Source organism: Sphingomonas sp. Sphisp66 (assembly GCF_047324325.1).
Classification (GTDB): domain Bacteria; phylum Pseudomonadota; class Alphaproteobacteria; order Sphingomonadales; family Sphingomonadaceae; genus Sphingomonas.
The window spans coordinates 4,624,665-4,639,191 of the sequence record NZ_CP168508.1 but is presented as its reverse complement, the minus strand read 5'-3'; the positions used below and the strand labels follow the sequence as shown (position 1 = coordinate 4,639,191).

The following is a 14,527-nucleotide window of genomic DNA, read 5'->3' as shown; positions in this document are numbered from 1 at the left end:
CCCTCATGCGGACCGCCGCGCCATGGCTTCCCGACCGTTCCAATTGGCACTGCGGCCGCCGATGGGCGGGCAGGCATAATCGCGGTCGTCGGTCTGGACCAACATCACCAATATCCGGCCGAAGAGCAGATGGTCGCGCGCCGCCGATTCGAGGATGTCGAGCAGGGCATGCGCGTAGCCGGCGTCCCTCTCGGCGATCACATGGAAGCCATCCAGTACGAGCGCCCGCTTCGCCGAGGCACCGAAGGGGTAGCCCGCCATGGCGTCGTCCAGCGCATTCAGGTTGCCGGACCAAGGCGCATAGTTGAACTGCTCCTCCCACCGCAGCACATCCGAGACTTGCCGTTCGAAGCTCGGCGCGTCTCCACGACAGGCGATCTCGGCGATTTCATAGCCGAGCAGGCTGAGGGCCGCCCGCGCCTGTGCCAGGATCTCCGGTGCGTGGAATAGATTTACCGCGCCGTTATGCAGCAGCGGCCAATCCGCGCGTTCCCAATAGCCCTCGGCAGCGAACATCAGCTCCGCCCCATCCGCACCGCAGCGCCCGCCACGAACGGGCAGCCGGCGACCAGCAACAGGCTAACTGCCCCCAGCAGCTTGAGCGCCCCCGGCTGCTCGGCAGTGGCGCCGAAGATCAGCAGCGGCACGGCGAAGGGCAGCATGACCAGCCCCGCCAGCGCGCCGGCTCCCCGCAGCCCGGCGACCAGCGCCGCGGTGGCGACCCCCAGCGCCGCCAGCCCCGGCGTACCGATCAGCAACGCGAGCAGCAAAGGCGCCAGGCCCTCGCCCGGGAGCTGGAGCAGCCCCGAGGCGATCACCGTTGCCGCCAGCAGCGCCGGCGCGAAGCCGAGCCAGTGCCCAGCGACCTTGGCCGCGGCGACTCCGGCATCGGGCAGTCCGCGCACCGCCAGCTGGTCGAGCACCCCGCTCTCCAGGTCGGGCGACACCAGCCGCTCGACCGGCAGCAGCGCGGCGAGCAGCGCCGCCGCCCAGATCACGCCCGGCGCGATGCGGGCGAGCAGCTTCGCATCGGGCCCGACTGCAAAGGGAAACAGGATCGCAACAAGCAGGAAGAACACCAAAGGCAGCGCCAGCCCGCCGGTGCTCCAGGCCCGCCGCAGCTCGCGCCAGACCAGCGCAGCATAGATGCTCACAGCTGAACCTCGCGCGCATCGGGCAATGCGATCGGCAGATGCGTGGCGACCAGCGCGATCCCACCCGCCGCGCGGTGGCCGGCGATCAGCCCTTCGAGCAGCGCGACCGAAGCGGTATCTAGACCATTAGCCGGCTCGTCGAGCAGCCAGATCGGCGCGGCGCTCGCCACCACCCGGGCGAGCGCCGCGCGGCGTCGCTGACCGGTCGAGAGCATGCGGACCGGCACTTGTGCGAGAGGGCCGAGATCGAGCGACACCAGCACATCCGCCACCACGTCACGCCGACCGTCGAGCCCAGCCCAGAAGTTGAGCGCGGCGGCAAGCGGAAGCTCGGAATCGAGCGCCGGCGCCTCGGCCATCAGTGCGCGGGCGCCGTCGCATTCGACGCTGCCGGCAGCGGGCGCGAGCAGCCCGGCGGCGATGCGGATCAGGCTCGACTTGCCGACGCCATTGGACCCGGTGACCAGGGCCGCCTCGCCCGCTGCGAGCACCAGGTCGAGCCCTTCGAACAGCAGCCGTCCGCCACGCAGGCATGCCACGCCGCGAAGGGCCAGGGCACTCACTCGGCCGAGTCTTCCAGCGCGTGCATGTCGTCGTCGGAAAGCCCGAAATGATGGCCGACCTCGTGCACCACGACATGGTTGACCAGCGATTCGAGCGTCACGCCGGTATGCACCCATTCGTCGAGCAGCGGCCGGCGATAGAGATGGATCTCGTCGGGCATGGTCACCCCGTCCCAGGCCGATTTCTCGCCGACCGGGCGGCCCCGGTACAGGCCGGTCAGGTCGAGCGGATCCTCGATGCCCATTTCGTCCAGGGTCTCATCATCTGCGAAGTCCTCGACCACCAGCACGATGTCGGCGAGATAGCCCTGAAAGGGCTCGGGGATGCGCGCAAGGGCGGCGCGGGCTAGCGCCTCGATAATGGCGGCGTCTGGGGCTTGCCCGGTCATGCCGCCGGGAATAGGCCGGGGAGCAGAGCTACGGCAAGGAGGCAATGATGGTGGCGCGGTTGACCGACGGACTTCGCGAGGAATCGCTCGCGGCGCTGCCCGACTGGACCTGGGAGCCCGAACGCGACGCGATCACGCGCCGCTTCGAGTTCCGGGACTTCAACCAGGCCTTCGGCTTCATGACCCGCGTGGCGCTGCTCGCCGACAAGGCGGACCATCATCCCGAATGGTCGAACGTCTGGAACAAGGTCGACATATTGCTGACCACGCACGACGCGGGCGGACTCTCCACCCGCGACATCCAGATGGCCCAGGCGATCGACGCCCTGCTCTAACCCGTGCAGCTGACCTTGCCCGGATTGGCGCGTGCATAGGCGGCCGCCATCCGGTCCATGTCGTCGATATAGGGCCTGGCCAGCTCGATCTTGATCCGCGACCAGACCGCCCAGCCGCCTTTGGTGCAGATCACCCGCACGAAATCGGCGCCCTGGCCGGCCTCGTAATGGGCGCGCGGCATCAGCCCGTCGCGCACCCGCTCCCAGACCTGATAGGTCGCCCAGCCATGCTCGCGCATCAGATAGTCGAAGCGCAGCTGGTCGGCGGGATCGAGCGCCTGGCTGCCCTCCAGGCCCGCGCGGAACATCTCGGCGGTATCGTGCGAGCTGTAGATCGAGGCGCGGAACGACGACCATTGCGCCTGCGTGTCGTTCGCCTCGCTGCGCACCGCGACCCGGTTGCTGTCGTAGAGCTGGAGCCCGACGAAGACGAGCGAGGCGACCACCGCCAGCGCGCTGACGATCTGGGCGACGAACGCCCAATATTCCATCCGGTCGCGGTGGAAGATCGGGCGCCGCGGCTCGCTCATTTGAACGCGCGCCGCTGCATCTTGCGCAGCGTGCCGGGCATCCAGCGCGCCATGAACCACAGCCGGTGCGCGGTCTTGCCGACACGGGTGTGGACGTCCTTGCGAGTCTCCAGCATGTGGCGGACGGTCTTCGCCACTTCCTCCACCGGGGTGATCTCCAGCCCCGCTGCGCGCACCGATTCGCGGACGTTGCGGTTCGAATCCTGGGTGACGTGGTTGAGCAGCGGCGTGTCGATGAAGCTCGGCATCAGCGAGGCGACATAGATGCCGTCATGCCCCCATTCGGCGTTGAGCGCCTCGGCGAAGCCGCGCATCGCGAACTTGCCCGCGGCATAGATCGCCATGCCGGCATTGCCCGAGATGCCCGCCGCCGAGCTGGTGATGATCATCGCCGAGCCCGGTGTCGCCTTGAGCAGGGCATAGGCGGCGCGGGCGCCATAGACGGCGCCGTTGATGTTGATCCCCAGGCCGCGCTCGACGTCGGCGTCCGAGATCGTCTCGAGCTGGCCGCCCACCGCGATCCCGGCATTGTTGAACAGGAAGTCGAGCCGGCCGCCGCTCTTGCCGCCGAAATCGGCGAGCGCGGCCTTCCAGGCATCGCGGTCGCGCACGTCCATCGCATAGGTTTCGGCGCCGGGGATCGCGGCCTTCGCCGTCTCCAGCCCGGCCGCGTTGATATCGGCCAGGCCGACCAGCCAGCCATCCGCCGCCAGGCTCTTCGCGACCGCCAGGCCGATGCCCGATGCGCCGCCGGTGATGAATGCCGCTTTCGCCGTCATGTCCCCGCCTCCTGTTCTTTTGACCTTTGCGACTTCATCCCGCACAAAGCGCTGCGATGCCAGAGCAAAGCCGCTCCGTTACCTTCAAAAATGTCAGCAAGGTCTGGCCGGAGGGCGTGAAGGCCGTCGATGGCGTGTCGCTGGAGGTGCGGGCGGGCAGTTTCGTGGCACTGGTCGGCGCCTCGGGATCGGGCAAGTCGACGCTGCTCAAGATGGTCAACCGGCTGATCGAGCCGAGCGAAGGCCAGGTGCTGGTCGGCGGCGAACCGGTCGATGCCGGGCCCGCGCCCGAGTTGCGCCGGCGGATCGGCTATGTCTTCCAGAATGTCGGGCTGTTCCCGCACATGCGCGTCGGCGAGAATGTCGCGATCGGGCTCAGGCTGGCGGGCGAGAAGAAGATGGGCGGCCGGGTGGCGGAGCTGCTCGAGCTGGTCGAGCTTTCGCCAGAGATGGCGGCGCGGATGCCCGACGCGCTGTCGGGCGGGCAGCGCCAGCGGGTCGGGGTGGCGCGGGCGCTGGCGACGGGGCCGGGCATATTGCTGATGGACGAGCCGTTCGGCGCGCTCGATCCGGTGACCCGCGACGGCCTCGGCAAGGCCATCCGCGCGCTGCACGACCGGATGGGGCTCACCACGATCCTCGTCACCCATGACATGGCCGAGGCGCTGCTCCTCGCGGACCGGGTGCTGGTGATGGAAAAGGGCCGGATCGTCGCCGATGCCATTCCACGCGACCTGCTCGCGGGCAAGGGCGGTGCCGTGGCGGATGCGCTGGTCGCAGTGCCGCGCGAGCAGGCGCACCGGCTGGCGGAGCTCGAGAAGTGACCGCCCTCGCCCGCGTTCCGGAGCTGCTGGCCCAGCATCTGCTGCTGGCGCTCGCGGCATTGCTGCTTGGGCTCGTGATCGCGCTGCCTTTGGCGATACTCTCCTCGCGGAACCGTATCCTGGGTAAAATCGCCCTGGGCTTCGCGAGCCTGATTCAGACCATCCCGAGCCTCGCGCTGCTCGCGCTTTTCTACCCGATCCTGCTCTCGCTCTCGACGCTGGTCGGCGGCGGCATCCCCGCGCTCGGCTTCCTGCCTTCGCTGCTCGCGCTCTCCCTCTATGCTCTCCTCCCGATCCTCCGGAACGGCGTGACCGGCCTCGCCACGATCGACCCGGCGGTGATCGAAGCCGCGGACGGCGTCGGCATGACCGCCGCGCAGAAGCTATGGCTGGTCGAGACTCCACTGGTACTGCCGGTGCTGATGGCCGGCATCCGCACTGCCGCGGTGTGGACGATCGGCGCGGCGACGCTCTCCACTACCGTCGGCCAGCCGAGCCTGGGCGACCTGATCTTCGCCGGGCTGCAGACCCAGAACTGGTCGCTGGTGCTGACCGGCTGCATCGCCGCCGCCTGCCTCGCGCTGGCGGTGGATGGACTGCTCGGGCTGGCCGAACACGGCATCGCGAAACGCAAGCGTGCGCTGATCTGGGCGAGCCTGGGTACCCTGCTGGTCGCGCTCGCCGTTGCGCTGGTCCCCGCCTTGCCCGCCGCGCGCGGCACGGTCACGGTCGGCGCCAAGGGCTTCTCGGAGCAATATACGCTCGCCCGGCTGATCGGCCACCGGCTGGAAGCTGCGGGCTACAAGGTCCGCTACCGCGAAGGCCTGGGATCGGCAGTGGCGTTCAGCGCGCTCGCGGCGGGCGATGTCGATGTCTATGTCGATTATTCGGGCACGATCTGGACCAACCAGATGCAACGCCGCGACGTGCCGCCCCGTGACGCCATCGTCTCCGGCGTCGCCAGATGGGCAAGGGACCAGCACAGGGTCACCCTGCTCGGCAGCCTCGGCTTCGAGAACGCCTATGCCTTCGCCATGCGCGGCGACGATGCCAGGAAGCGCGGCATCGCCAGCATCGCCGACCTCGCGCCCGTGGCCGGCAGTCTCAACCTCGCCACCGATGTCGAGTTCCTCGAGCGACCCGAATGGGCGGCGGTGAAACAGGCGTACGGCCTGAGCTTCAAGTCCGCCCACCCCTATCAGCCGACCTTCATGTACCGCGCGCTGGCCAGCGGCACCGCCGACGTGATCCCCGCCTTCTCCTCCGACGGCCGCATCGCCGCCGACAGGCTGACGGTGCTCAGCGACCCCAAGGGCGCGATCCCCGGCTATGACGCGATCCTGCTGCTCGCCCCGAAACGCGCCGACGATGTCCGCTTCCAGGCAGCACTCCGCCCGCTGGTCGGCGCGATCGGCGTCGAGCGCATGCGCGAGGCCAACTACATGGTCGATCGCGACAGTAACAAATCAAGTCCCGACCAGGCCGCAAGCTGGCTGGAGCGTGGACTTGCCCGATGAACTTCTGTTATCGCTACCAGAATATAGAAAAGAGGAGAGTGCAATGCGGCCTGGCCTGAAGCTGTTGCTGTCGACCACCATCATCTGGGCCGCATCGCCCGCTTTTGCGCAGCAAGCGCCGACAACGCTGTCTGGTCAGCAGGTCGCCAACCCCGCCAAATGGCCGACTGCCGGCTCGCAGGGCCTGATTGATCCCGCCACCGAGAAGTTCGTCACCGATCTGATGGCGCAGATGACGCTGGAGGAGAAGGTCGGCCAGATGATCCAGGCGGACATCGGCGCGATGAAGCCCGAGGAGCTGCGCCAATATCCGGTCGGCTCGGTCCTGGCCGGCGGCAGCTCGCCGCCGATCGGCGCGCCCGATCGCTCGCCCCAGGCGCCCTGGGTCGAGACCGCCAAGGCCTTCCGCAAGGTGGCGATGGAGCCGCGCGGCAAGCACCAGCCGATCCCGCTGATCTTCGGCATCGACGCGGTGCACGGCAACAACAACGTGATCGGCGCGACGATCTTCCCGCACAATGTCGGCCTGGGCGCGATGCACGATCCCGCGCTGATCCGCCGTATCGGCCGGGCGACCGCCGCCGAGACCGCCGCGACCGGCCCCGACTGGGCGTTCGGCCCCACCCTCGCCGTGCCGCAGGACGATCGCTGGGGCCGCAGCTATGAAGGCTATTCGGAAGATCCCGCCGTGGTCCGCTCCTATGCCGGCGAGATGATCCTCGGCCTGCAGGGCGCGCCGGGTACCAAGGACCGCATCCAGCAGGGCTATGTCGCCGCATCGGCCAAGCATTTCCTCGGCGATGGCGGCACCTTCGAAGGCGTCGACCAGGGCGATACCCGCGTCTCCGAGGACGAGCTGATCAGGACGCACGCCCAAGGCTATGTCCCCGCCATCCAGGCCGGCACGCTCACCGTGATGGCCAGCTATTCGAGCTGGAACGGGGCCAAGATGCACGGCAACAAGTCGCTGCTCACCGATGTGCTGAAGGGCCGGATGGGCTTCCAGGGCTTCGTCGTCGGCGACTGGAACGGCCATGGCCAGGTGCCGGGCTGCACCAAGGAGGATTGCGCCCAGACCTTCAACGCCGGGCTCGACATGGCGATGGCACCCGACAGCTGGAAGGGCCTGTTCGACAGCACGGTCCGCCACGCGAAGGATGGCACGATCCCGATGTCCCGGATCGACGACGCCGTGCGCCGCATCCTGCGCGTCAAGGTGAAGCTCGGCCTGTTCGATCCGGCCCGCCCGTTCGAAGGCAAGGCCGGCGTGCTCGGCAGCCCCGAGCACCGCGCCATCGCCCGCGAGGCGGTGGCCAAGTCGCTGGTGCTGCTCAAGAACCAGGGCGTGCTGCCGGTAAAGGCCTCCGCCAATGTGCTGGTCGCCGGGCCCGGCGCCGATTCGATGGCGCAGCAGACCGGCGGCTGGACGCTGAGCTGGCAGGGCGACGGCAACGACAATTCGATGTTCCCCAATGGCCAGACGATCTTCTCCGGCATTGCCGAGGCGGTGAAGGCCGGCGGCGGCACCGCCACCCTCTCGGCGGACGGCAGCTTCACCGCCAAGCCCGATGTCGCGATCGTGGTGTTCGGCGAGCAGCCCTATGCCGAGATGCGCGGCGACGTGCCCACGCTGGAGTTCCAGCCGGGCGACAAGCAGGCGCTGGCGCTGCTCAAGAAGCTCAAGGCGGCCGGCGTGCCGACCGTATCGGTCTTCCTCTCGGGCCGGCCGCTCTGGACGAATCCGGAGATCAACGCCTCGGACGCGTTCGTCGCAGCCTGGCTGCCCGGCAGCGAAGGCGCGGGCGTGGCGGACGTGCTGATCGGCGACAAGGCGGGCAAGCCGCGCAAGGACTTCAAGGGCACGCTGTCGTTCAGCTGGCCCAAGACCGCAGGCCAGTTCACCCTCAACAAGGGCAAGCCGGGGTACGACCCGCTGTTCGCCCTCGGCTATGGCCTCAGCTACGCCAGGCCGGGCAAGGTCGCGGCGCTCGCCGAGGAGCCGGGCTTCGATGCCTCGTCGCTCAACACCAGCGTCTATTTCACCAAGGGCGTGACGCCCAAGCCCTTCTCCTTCGCCACCGAATCGAAGATCACCCGGGCGCCGATCGACGGGCCGCAGACCCAGGAAGGCGCGCAGCAGCTGAGCTGGACCGGCGGCCAGGCGCGGCTGAGCATCGGCGGGGGGTCTCCGATCAACCTCGGCCGCGAAGCCAATGGCGACCTGTCGCTCGCCCTCACCTATCGCCTCGACCGTGCAGCGAGCGGGCCGGTGACGCTCGGCATGGGCAACGGCAAGGGGCTCGACGCCACCAGCCTGTTCACCGGCGAGACAGGCAAATGGCGGACGGTGAAGATCCTGCTCAAATGCTACCAGCAGAATGGGACCGACATGAACGTGGTCTCGGCGCCGGTGGTGGTGACGGCCTCGGATCCGCTGGTATTCAGCCTGTCCGACGCGCGAATCGTGTCGGATCCCGCCAACTCGATCTGCCCCGGGGCCAAGTGACCGAAACGCCAATCGAAACCATCGCGATTGCCCATGGCCCGTTCCGCGCCGAGCTGATCACGCTCGGCGCGGCACTGCGCGTACTGGAGGTGCCCGACCGGCACGGCAATCCCGCCAATGTCGTGCTCGGCTTCGCCGACCTGGACGATTATCGCCGAACGCCGCGCTTCTATGGCGCGGTGGCCGGCCGCTATGCCAATCGCATCGGTGGTGCGCGCTTCATGCTCGACGGGGTGGAGCACCGGGTCACGGCGAACAACGGCGCGAACAGCCTCCATTCGGGGCCGCTCGGGTTCGACCAGCAGCATTGGGAAGTGGTGGCGCGGGCCGAGGACTCCGTGACCTTCCGCCATGTCAGCCCGGCAGGACATAACGGCTTTCCCGGCACGCTGGCGGTGGAGGCACGCTACACCATGGAAGCGGATGGCCTCGCCATCGGTTTCACCGCGACCACCGACGCGCCGACGGTCGTGAACCTCACCCATCACGCCTATTTCAACCTAGCCGGCGAGGCGAGCGGAGCGACGATCCTTGATCATCTGCTGCGAATCTCGTCCAGCCGCACCACGCCCGTCGGCCCCGGGCTGATCCCGACGGGCGCCTTTGCCGAGGTGACCGGCACGCCGTTCGATTTCCGCGTCCCCCGCCGGGTCGGCGAGCGGATCGACGCGGACGATGCGCAGCTTAAGCTCGGCCATGGCTATGACCATAATTTCGTGATCGACGGCGCCCCGCGCTGTGCCGCAACCCTGTTCGATCCGGGATCAGGCCGGGTGCTCGACCTCCATTCCGGCGAGCCGGGGCTGCAATTCTATTCGGGCAACCACCTCGCCGGCGGCGCGCCGGGGACGGGCGGGAAGGTCTATGCCACGCGCCAGGGACTGTGCCTCGAACCCCAGAAATTCCCGGACAGCCCGAACCGGCCGGAATTCCCCTCGGCACGGCTCGATCCGGGCCAGACCTACCGCCACGACATCGCCTTCCGCTTCCGAACGGCCGAAAGTGTCGAGCAGGCCTTTGGCTAGCACAGTGGACTGAAAGAGCCGCCCAGCGGAAACGCCCCAGAAGCGGACGCTCCCAAGGTCACGCGTCCTCCTCAGGAACAGGCGGGAGCGAATGGCCCTCAGCGTGAGCTCTGAGGCAGGCGGAGCGCCACTCGAAGAATTGAGGCGTCGCAGCTCTCAAACGACCGCGACCAGCCATATGGTACTGGACATAATAGGCCAGTCCCGCGCCTTCATGCTGGATATCCTCGTCCTCCCATGGGCGAGGGAAAATCTGCCCCGAACATGCCGCGTGATAAAACGCCTTTGTATGAGCCTCCGCGTCGGCAACCGTGTGCCCGAACTCATCGCACAGCACGCGTTCGGCAAAAGCCAAGGCAAATCGCTGATCTTCGTATGCCATGCCTACTCCTTGCACAGGGGCTTATCGCGAATGACGGCTAGCCACCCAATGTCGGCCGTTCAGCCGCGTTCGACGGAAGCGGCAGTTCATGGGGCCACGCCCTAGTTGCCCTTCCGCTCGGCCTGGAAGATCTTGTTGACGATCCGCCACTCGCCGTCCGCCTTCACCAGCGAGAGATAATCGACGAAGCGCACGGTCGGATAGTCGAGCACGACCTTGGCCATGCCGACATTGCCGGTGACGTCGAGGCTCTCGATCGAGCGCTTGCGCTGCGCCTCGTCCGCGGCCGGCTTGCCGGGCGCGCCGGCGATATATTCGGCGCTGGTCCGTTCGGCAAAGGCGCCGTCGCGGTTCCAGTAGAGCATCGCCTTGGGATGGAAGGCGGCGGAGAATTCGGCCGCGCTGCCGGTCGCATGGCCGGCGAGATAGTGGTTCACCGCGGCACGGGCGCCCGCCTCGTCCTTCTCCTGCGCATGGGCAGGCAGGGCGGCGAAACTGAGGGCGGCGGTAAGGAACAGGAAGCGCATGGAGACCCTCCGTTGCGGGAAGGCCTCCATGCTAGCATCCGGTGACCGGGCATGCACCCGGTTCGGGCCGAACGTCCCGCTGGCGGGACGAACAACCCATACTCCCCTCCCTGAAAGGGAGGGGTTGGGGGTGGGTGGATACGCGCGATACGGCGCCGTCACGCTTGACGCTTCAGTATCGCCCGGCGCTGACCCACCCCTCGATCCCCTCCCTTCCAGGGAGGGGAAGTGCCCCTTACAGCGTCGGCTTTCCGTCGATTCGGCGCGGGATTCCCCCATAGCCGTAGCGCAGATCGGCCGGGAGCAGCGCTGCCGGCAGGTCCTGATAGGCGACCGGGCGCAGGAAGCGGTCGATCGCCAGCGTGCCGACCGAGGTGCTGCGGCCATCGGCGGTCGACGGGAACGGGCCGCCATGGACCTGCGCGTCGGTCACTTCGACGCCGGTCGGCCAGCCATTGGCGAGGATGCGCCCGGCGAGCCGCTCGAGCAGCGGCAGCAGCTGCGCTGCGACTTCGGTGTCGGCATCGTCGAGGTGCAGCGTCGCGGTGAGCTGGCCCTCGAGCAGCGAGACGACCTTGAGCAGCTCCTCGATCGTGGCGCAACGCACCAGCAGCGAGGCGGCGCCGAACACTTCTTCGGCATGGCTCGGATCGGCGATGAAGTCGGCGCCGCTCATCGTGAACAGTGCGGCACGGCCGCAGCTCGCCGAGCCTTCCTGACCCTGCGCGACCTGGTTCAGCTCCGGTGCGGCAGCCCAGCGGGCGACGCCCTGCTCATAGGCCTTGAGGATGCCCGGAGTGAGCATGGTCTGCGCCGCGGCACCCGACACCGCTTCGGTCGCCGCCGCAAGGAAGCGATCGAGCGACGGGCTTTCCAGCGCCAGGACGAGGCCGGGATTGGTGCAGAACTGGCCGGCGCCCATGGTCAGGCTGCCGATATAGGCCTTGCCCAGCGCCTCGGCGCGCGATTCGAGCGCGGCGGGGAGCAGGAAGACCGGATTGATGCTGCTCATCTCGGCATAGACCGGGATCGGCACCGGACGGCTCGCGGCGAGCTTCATCAGCGCCGTGCCGCCACCGCGCGAGCCGGTGAAGCCCACCGCCTTGACCACCGGATGGCTGACCAGCGCCGAGCCGACTTCGTTGCCGGCGCCATTGATCAGCGAGAACACGCCTTCGGGCATGCCGGTCTTCGCCACGGCGCGCTGGATCGCGCCGGCGACCAGCTCCGAGGTGCCGGGATGCGCCGAATGGCCCTTCACGATCACCGGGCAGCCGGCCGCGAGCGCCGAGGCGGTGTCGCCGCCGGCGACCGAGAAGGCGAGCGGGAAGTTCGAGGCGCCGAAGACGACGACCGGGCCGACCGGGATCATGCGCAGGCGCAGGTCCGGCTTGGGGGCGGGCTGGCGGTCGGGAATGGCGTGGTCGATGCGGGCGCGCAGATACTCGCCCAGGCGCAGCTCCTTGGCGAACAGGCGCAGCTGGCCCGAGGTGCGGCCGCGCTCGCCGGTCAGGCGGGCGTGCGGCAGGCCGCTTTCCTGCATCGCGCGCTCGGTCAGCGTCTCGCCCAGCGCGTCGATCTCTTCGGCGATCGCCTCGAGGAACTCGGCACGCTTCTCGCGCGGCAGGTTGGCGTAGATCGGGAAGGCTGCCTCGGCGGCGGCGGCGGCCGCTTCGACGTCGTCCTTGGTCGCCATGCTGAAGCTCGGCTCCAGCGGGGTGCCGGTCGACGCGGCGACAGCCTGGAAGCCCGGCCCGTCGCGGCGGACACGCTTCGATGCAATGAACAATTCGCCGGTCAGCGCCATGCCTGCTCTCCTGTGTGACAGATGAAGTTAGCGGTAACACCGCTCGCGCGGGGACTTAGGCAGCGCCTTAGCAAAATGCAATTGCGTGTGGCCGACTGCATGCTTGCCGGAGCGATAGAAATTATGTCCGGCTTAGCGGGCGATGCGCTGGCCGGCGACGTTGGCAGGCTTGCGCGCTTCCATCGTGTCCTGGAAGCCGCGCTCGACCAGCCGCGCCATCGCATCATGCGCGCGCTCGGCGTCCTGCGCCTCGATCGCCTCCAGCACGGCCAGGTGGACGGGCAGCGCATCGTGCGGGGCGGGCAGGCGGTGCTGCTTGAACGCCGTGGTCAGCTCGATCGCCGCCGCGACGCCGCTGGTCAGCGACATGATGAAATCATTGCCCGAAGCCTCGAGCAATGCCGAGTGAAAGGCCTCGTCACAACAACGCCCCTCCTCGGAATCGAATCCATGCCGATCCACCCCCGCCAACCCCTGCTGCATGCGCGCGAGCTGTTCGGGCGTGCGGCGCAATGCGGCGAGCCGGGCGGCATCGGGCTCGACGATACGGCGCAGCTCGAACAGGCTCTCGATCAGCGCATCATCGGGCTCGCCGGCGAAAATCCAGCTAAGCACGTCGGGATCAAGCAGATGCCATTCGCGACGCGGGCTCACCTGGGTCCCGATCTTGGGGCGGGAATGGACCAAGCCTTTCGCCGCCAATATGCGAATTGCCTCGCGATAGGCGGTGCGGGAGACCTTGAACTGCTCGCTTGCGGCGATCTCGCCCTCGAGAATCTCGTTCGGCGCGAGCTCGCCCGAGACGATACGGATGCCGAGCGTACGCGCAACGGTGCCGTGCAGGCGCAGCGACCGGGGCCGCGGCTTGCGGGTCCGGGATTTTTTCTCTGGGCGCGGGATCGACGCTTTGGGCTGCCAGCTGGGCATGCTCCCTGCCTAAGCACTTTGCCCGCAACTGCCAAGAGCCGGGCGAATCGGGGCGAATCCCTAGGCCTGGGTCCTTATCTTATCAAAAAGATCAGTAATATCAGCGCGTTATAGGAGTGGCGGAGACGGAGGGATTCGAACCCTCGATACGGTTTCCCGTATGACGCTTTAGCAAAGCGTTGGTTTCAGCCACTCACCCACGTCTCCGGATAACGGCTAGAAGCGGGGCCTATAGCGAGGCGTTTCGCGACAGGCAACGCCCACCTCGACGTAAAATCGACTCGACCCGCCGCTCGTTCATTGCCGCGACAGGCGCGCCCTCTATAGAACGGACATCTGCTGGGCTGGGGTAATTCGACCGATGCGCGTTCGTGATCTGATGCTGATGGCGGCCGCCGCCGCGCTCGGAATGGGCAGCCTGCCCGCATCCGCCCAGCAGCAGATGACCACGATCGACCCCAACACCGCGATCGATTCGGACATCAACACCCCGCCCCCGGCGCAGGACCCCTATGCCGCCCCCGCGCAGCAGCAACAGCAGCAGCAGGACGTCCCCGCCCCGCCGCCGCAGGATCCCTATCCGCAGCAGCAGGGCCCGGCCGGCCAGCCGCTGCCCGCCGGCCCCACCGGCAACGCCCGCACCCAGGCGACCACCTATCAGCGCGACGAGCTGGTCGGCGCCGCCGAGGGCGTGTTCGGCAAGGGCGCGTCGGGCCTGGCCAAGCTGATCGAGGACATCCTCAAGGACCAGGGCCAGCCCAACGGCTATATCGCCGGCAGCGAGGCCTCGGGCGCGATCGGCGTCGGCCTGCGCTATGGATCCGGCATGCTGTTCCACAAGGTCGAGGGCCAGCGGAAGGTCTACTGGACCGGCCCGTCGATCGGCTTCGACCTGGGCGGCGACGCCAACAAGGTCTTCGTCCTGGTCTACAATCTCTACGACAGCCAGGACCTCTACAAGCGCTTCCCCCAGGGCGAGGGCCGCGCCTATTTCGTCGGCGGCCTCTCCGCCTCGTACCTGCGCCGCGGCGACGTGGTGCTGATCCCGGTCCGCCTGGGCGTCGGCTGGCGGCTGGGCGTCAACGCCGGCTACATGAAGTTCAGCGAAAAGAAGCGCTGGCTGCCCTTCTAAGGGCACCCCTCCCCACCCACGACTCCCTCCACGAACCCGTTCTTTTGGCTATCAACGAACCATATAGGCACTTTTTACTTGACATCGTCACGCTGATATGGCACAAGTAAAGCACGCTGAAGAATTGCGA

At 68.0% G+C, this 14,527-nt stretch carries 16 protein-coding genes and 1 tRNA gene; 6 read left to right on the top strand and 11 right to left on the bottom strand.

Features of this window, described 5'->3' with window-relative positions; all coding sequences use genetic code 11:
* Window positions 1–3: 3 nt before the first annotated feature.
* From ACEN8G_RS21375 to ACEN8G_RS21360, 4 genes are read right to left on the bottom strand one after another with little or no spacing between them, the layout of a single operon-like run.
* Window positions 4–516, bottom strand: coding sequence for a barstar family protein (locus tag ACEN8G_RS21375; RefSeq protein ID WP_413417659.1), 513 nt, complete (start codon window positions 514–516; stop codon window positions 4–6).
* Window positions 516–1,154, bottom strand: a complete 639-nt coding sequence (locus ACEN8G_RS21370) for a heme exporter protein CcmB (protein WP_413417661.1) — start codon at window positions 1,152–1,154, stop codon at window positions 516–518. The genes ACEN8G_RS21375 and ACEN8G_RS21370 overlap by 1 nt, the downstream gene beginning before the upstream one ends.
* Window positions 1,151–1,717: a heme ABC exporter ATP-binding protein CcmA gene (ccmA, locus tag ACEN8G_RS21365; RefSeq protein ID WP_413740694.1), complete on the bottom strand. Its 567-nt coding sequence runs from the start codon at window positions 1,715–1,717 to the stop codon at window positions 1,151–1,153. Before ccmA ends, ACEN8G_RS21370 begins: the two co-directional genes overlap by 4 nt.
* Complete coding sequence (locus ACEN8G_RS21360; RefSeq protein WP_413417665.1) at window positions 1,714–2,106, bottom strand: metallopeptidase family protein; 393 nt, start codon at window positions 2,104–2,106, stop codon at window positions 1,714–1,716. The genes ccmA and ACEN8G_RS21360 overlap by 4 nt, the downstream gene beginning before the upstream one ends.
* Before the next feature lie 44 nt (window positions 2,107–2,150).
* Here ACEN8G_RS21360 and ACEN8G_RS21355 point away from each other — a divergent pair, with 44 nt between their 5' ends.
* Entirely contained in the window at window positions 2,151–2,441 is a 291-nt protein-coding gene (locus ACEN8G_RS21355) for a 4a-hydroxytetrahydrobiopterin dehydratase (protein WP_413417667.1), read from the top strand.
* Here the strand turns inward: ACEN8G_RS21355 and ACEN8G_RS21350 are convergent.
* Complete coding sequence (locus tag ACEN8G_RS21350) at window positions 2,438–2,971, bottom strand: hypothetical protein (protein ID WP_413417669.1); 534 nt, start codon at window positions 2,969–2,971, stop codon at window positions 2,438–2,440. The genes ACEN8G_RS21355 and ACEN8G_RS21350 overlap by 4 nt on opposite strands.
* Window positions 2,968–3,750: an SDR family oxidoreductase gene (locus ACEN8G_RS21345; protein WP_413417671.1), complete on the bottom strand. Its 783-nt coding sequence runs from the start codon at window positions 3,748–3,750 to the stop codon at window positions 2,968–2,970. Before ACEN8G_RS21345 ends, ACEN8G_RS21350 begins: the two co-directional genes overlap by 4 nt.
* A gap of 56 nt (window positions 3,751–3,806) precedes the next feature.
* On the opposite strand from ACEN8G_RS21345, the gene ACEN8G_RS21340 reads away from it, so the two are divergent.
* The 4 genes from ACEN8G_RS21340 to ACEN8G_RS21325 are packed head-to-tail and all read left to right on the top strand — an operon-like array spanning window position 3,807 to window position 9,622.
* A complete protein-coding gene (locus ACEN8G_RS21340) occupies window positions 3,807–4,574 on the top strand; it encodes an ATP-binding cassette domain-containing protein (RefSeq protein ID WP_413417673.1) in 768 nt (255 codons plus the stop codon).
* The gene (locus ACEN8G_RS21335) at window positions 4,571–6,091 is read left to right on the top strand and encodes an ABC transporter permease/substrate-binding protein (RefSeq protein WP_413417675.1); all 1,521 of its coding nucleotides are present in this window, start codon (window positions 4,571–4,573) and stop codon (window positions 6,089–6,091) included. The genes ACEN8G_RS21340 and ACEN8G_RS21335 overlap by 4 nt, the downstream gene beginning before the upstream one ends.
* 43 nt (window positions 6,092–6,134) lie before the next feature.
* Window positions 6,135–8,597 carry a glycoside hydrolase family 3 N-terminal domain-containing protein gene (locus ACEN8G_RS21330; protein WP_413417677.1) on the top strand — a complete coding sequence of 821 codons (2,463 nt, stop codon included), beginning with the start codon at window positions 6,135–6,137 and terminating at the stop codon, window positions 8,595–8,597.
* On the top strand, window positions 8,594–9,622 hold the full coding sequence (locus ACEN8G_RS21325) for an aldose epimerase family protein (RefSeq protein ID WP_413417679.1): 1,029 nt from the start codon (window positions 8,594–8,596) through the stop codon (window positions 9,620–9,622). Before ACEN8G_RS21330 ends, ACEN8G_RS21325 begins: the two co-directional genes overlap by 4 nt.
* A gap of 58 nt (window positions 9,623–9,680) precedes the next feature.
* On the opposite strand, the gene ACEN8G_RS21320 is transcribed toward ACEN8G_RS21325, so the two are convergent.
* The 5 genes from ACEN8G_RS21320 to ACEN8G_RS21300 all read right to left on the bottom strand — a co-directional run bounded on the left by ACEN8G_RS21320 (window position 9,681) and on the right by ACEN8G_RS21300 (window position 13,472).
* A complete protein-coding gene (locus tag ACEN8G_RS21320) occupies window positions 9,681–10,004 on the bottom strand; it encodes a hypothetical protein (protein ID WP_413417681.1) in 324 nt (107 codons plus the stop codon).
* Window positions 10,005–10,105: 101 nt separating this feature from the next.
* Entirely contained in the window at window positions 10,106–10,531 is a 426-nt protein-coding gene (locus ACEN8G_RS21315; protein ID WP_413417683.1) for a nuclear transport factor 2 family protein, read from the bottom strand.
* A gap of 235 nt (window positions 10,532–10,766) precedes the next feature.
* Window positions 10,767–12,338 carry an aldehyde dehydrogenase (NADP(+)) gene (locus tag ACEN8G_RS21310; RefSeq protein WP_413740693.1) on the bottom strand — a complete coding sequence of 524 codons (1,572 nt, stop codon included), beginning with the start codon at window positions 12,336–12,338 and terminating at the stop codon, window positions 10,767–10,769.
* 132 nt (window positions 12,339–12,470) lie between these two features.
* A complete protein-coding gene (locus tag ACEN8G_RS21305; protein WP_413419273.1) occupies window positions 12,471–13,265 on the bottom strand; it encodes a FadR/GntR family transcriptional regulator in 795 nt (264 codons plus the stop codon).
* A 117-nt stretch (window positions 13,266–13,382) separates the two neighbouring features.
* Window positions 13,383–13,472: transfer RNA gene (locus ACEN8G_RS21300), tRNA-Ser, on the bottom strand.
* A 154-nt stretch (window positions 13,473–13,626) separates the two neighbouring features.
* Here ACEN8G_RS21300 and ACEN8G_RS21295 point away from each other — a divergent pair.
* Window positions 13,627–14,397 carry a DUF1134 domain-containing protein gene (locus ACEN8G_RS21295; protein ID WP_413740692.1) on the top strand — a complete coding sequence of 257 codons (771 nt, stop codon included), beginning with the start codon at window positions 13,627–13,629 and terminating at the stop codon, window positions 14,395–14,397.
* Window positions 14,398–14,527 lie beyond the last annotated feature (130 nt).

Bases quoted from the DNA above. Each gene is read 5' to 3' on its own strand.
- ACEN8G_RS21375 (WP_413417659.1), bottom strand. From the start codon at position 516: ATGTTCGCTGCCGAGGGCTATTGGGAACGCGCGGATTGGCCGCTGCTG.
- ACEN8G_RS21360 (WP_413417665.1), bottom strand. From the start codon at position 2,106: ATGACCGGGCAAGCCCCAGACGCCGCCATTATCGAGGCGCTAGCCCGC.
- ACEN8G_RS21355 (WP_413417667.1), top strand. From the start codon at position 2,151: ATGATGGTGGCGCGGTTGACCGACGGACTTCGCGAGGAATCGCTCGCG.
- ACEN8G_RS21350 (WP_413417669.1), bottom strand. From the start codon at position 2,971: ATGAGCGAGCCGCGGCGCCCGATCTTCCACCGCGACCGGATGGAATAT.
- ACEN8G_RS21345 (WP_413417671.1), bottom strand. From the start codon at position 3,750: ATGACGGCGAAAGCGGCATTCATCACCGGCGGCGCATCGGGCATCGGC.
- ACEN8G_RS21340 (WP_413417673.1), top strand. From the start codon at position 3,807: ATGCCAGAGCAAAGCCGCTCCGTTACCTTCAAAAATGTCAGCAAGGTC.
- ACEN8G_RS21330 (WP_413417677.1), top strand. From the start codon at position 6,135: ATGCGGCCTGGCCTGAAGCTGTTGCTGTCGACCACCATCATCTGGGCC.
- ACEN8G_RS21320 (WP_413417681.1), bottom strand. From the start codon at position 10,004: ATGGCATACGAAGATCAGCGATTTGCCTTGGCTTTTGCCGAACGCGTG.
- ACEN8G_RS21315 (WP_413417683.1), bottom strand. From the start codon at position 10,531: ATGCGCTTCCTGTTCCTTACCGCCGCCCTCAGTTTCGCCGCCCTGCCT.
- ACEN8G_RS21310 (WP_413740693.1), bottom strand. From the start codon at position 12,338: ATGGCGCTGACCGGCGAATTGTTCATTGCATCGAAGCGTGTCCGCCGC.
- ACEN8G_RS21305 (WP_413419273.1), bottom strand. From the start codon at position 13,265: ATGCCCAGCTGGCAGCCCAAAGCGTCGATCCCGCGCCCAGAGAAAAAA.
- ACEN8G_RS21295 (WP_413740692.1), top strand. From the start codon at position 13,627: ATGCGCGTTCGTGATCTGATGCTGATGGCGGCCGCCGCCGCGCTCGGA.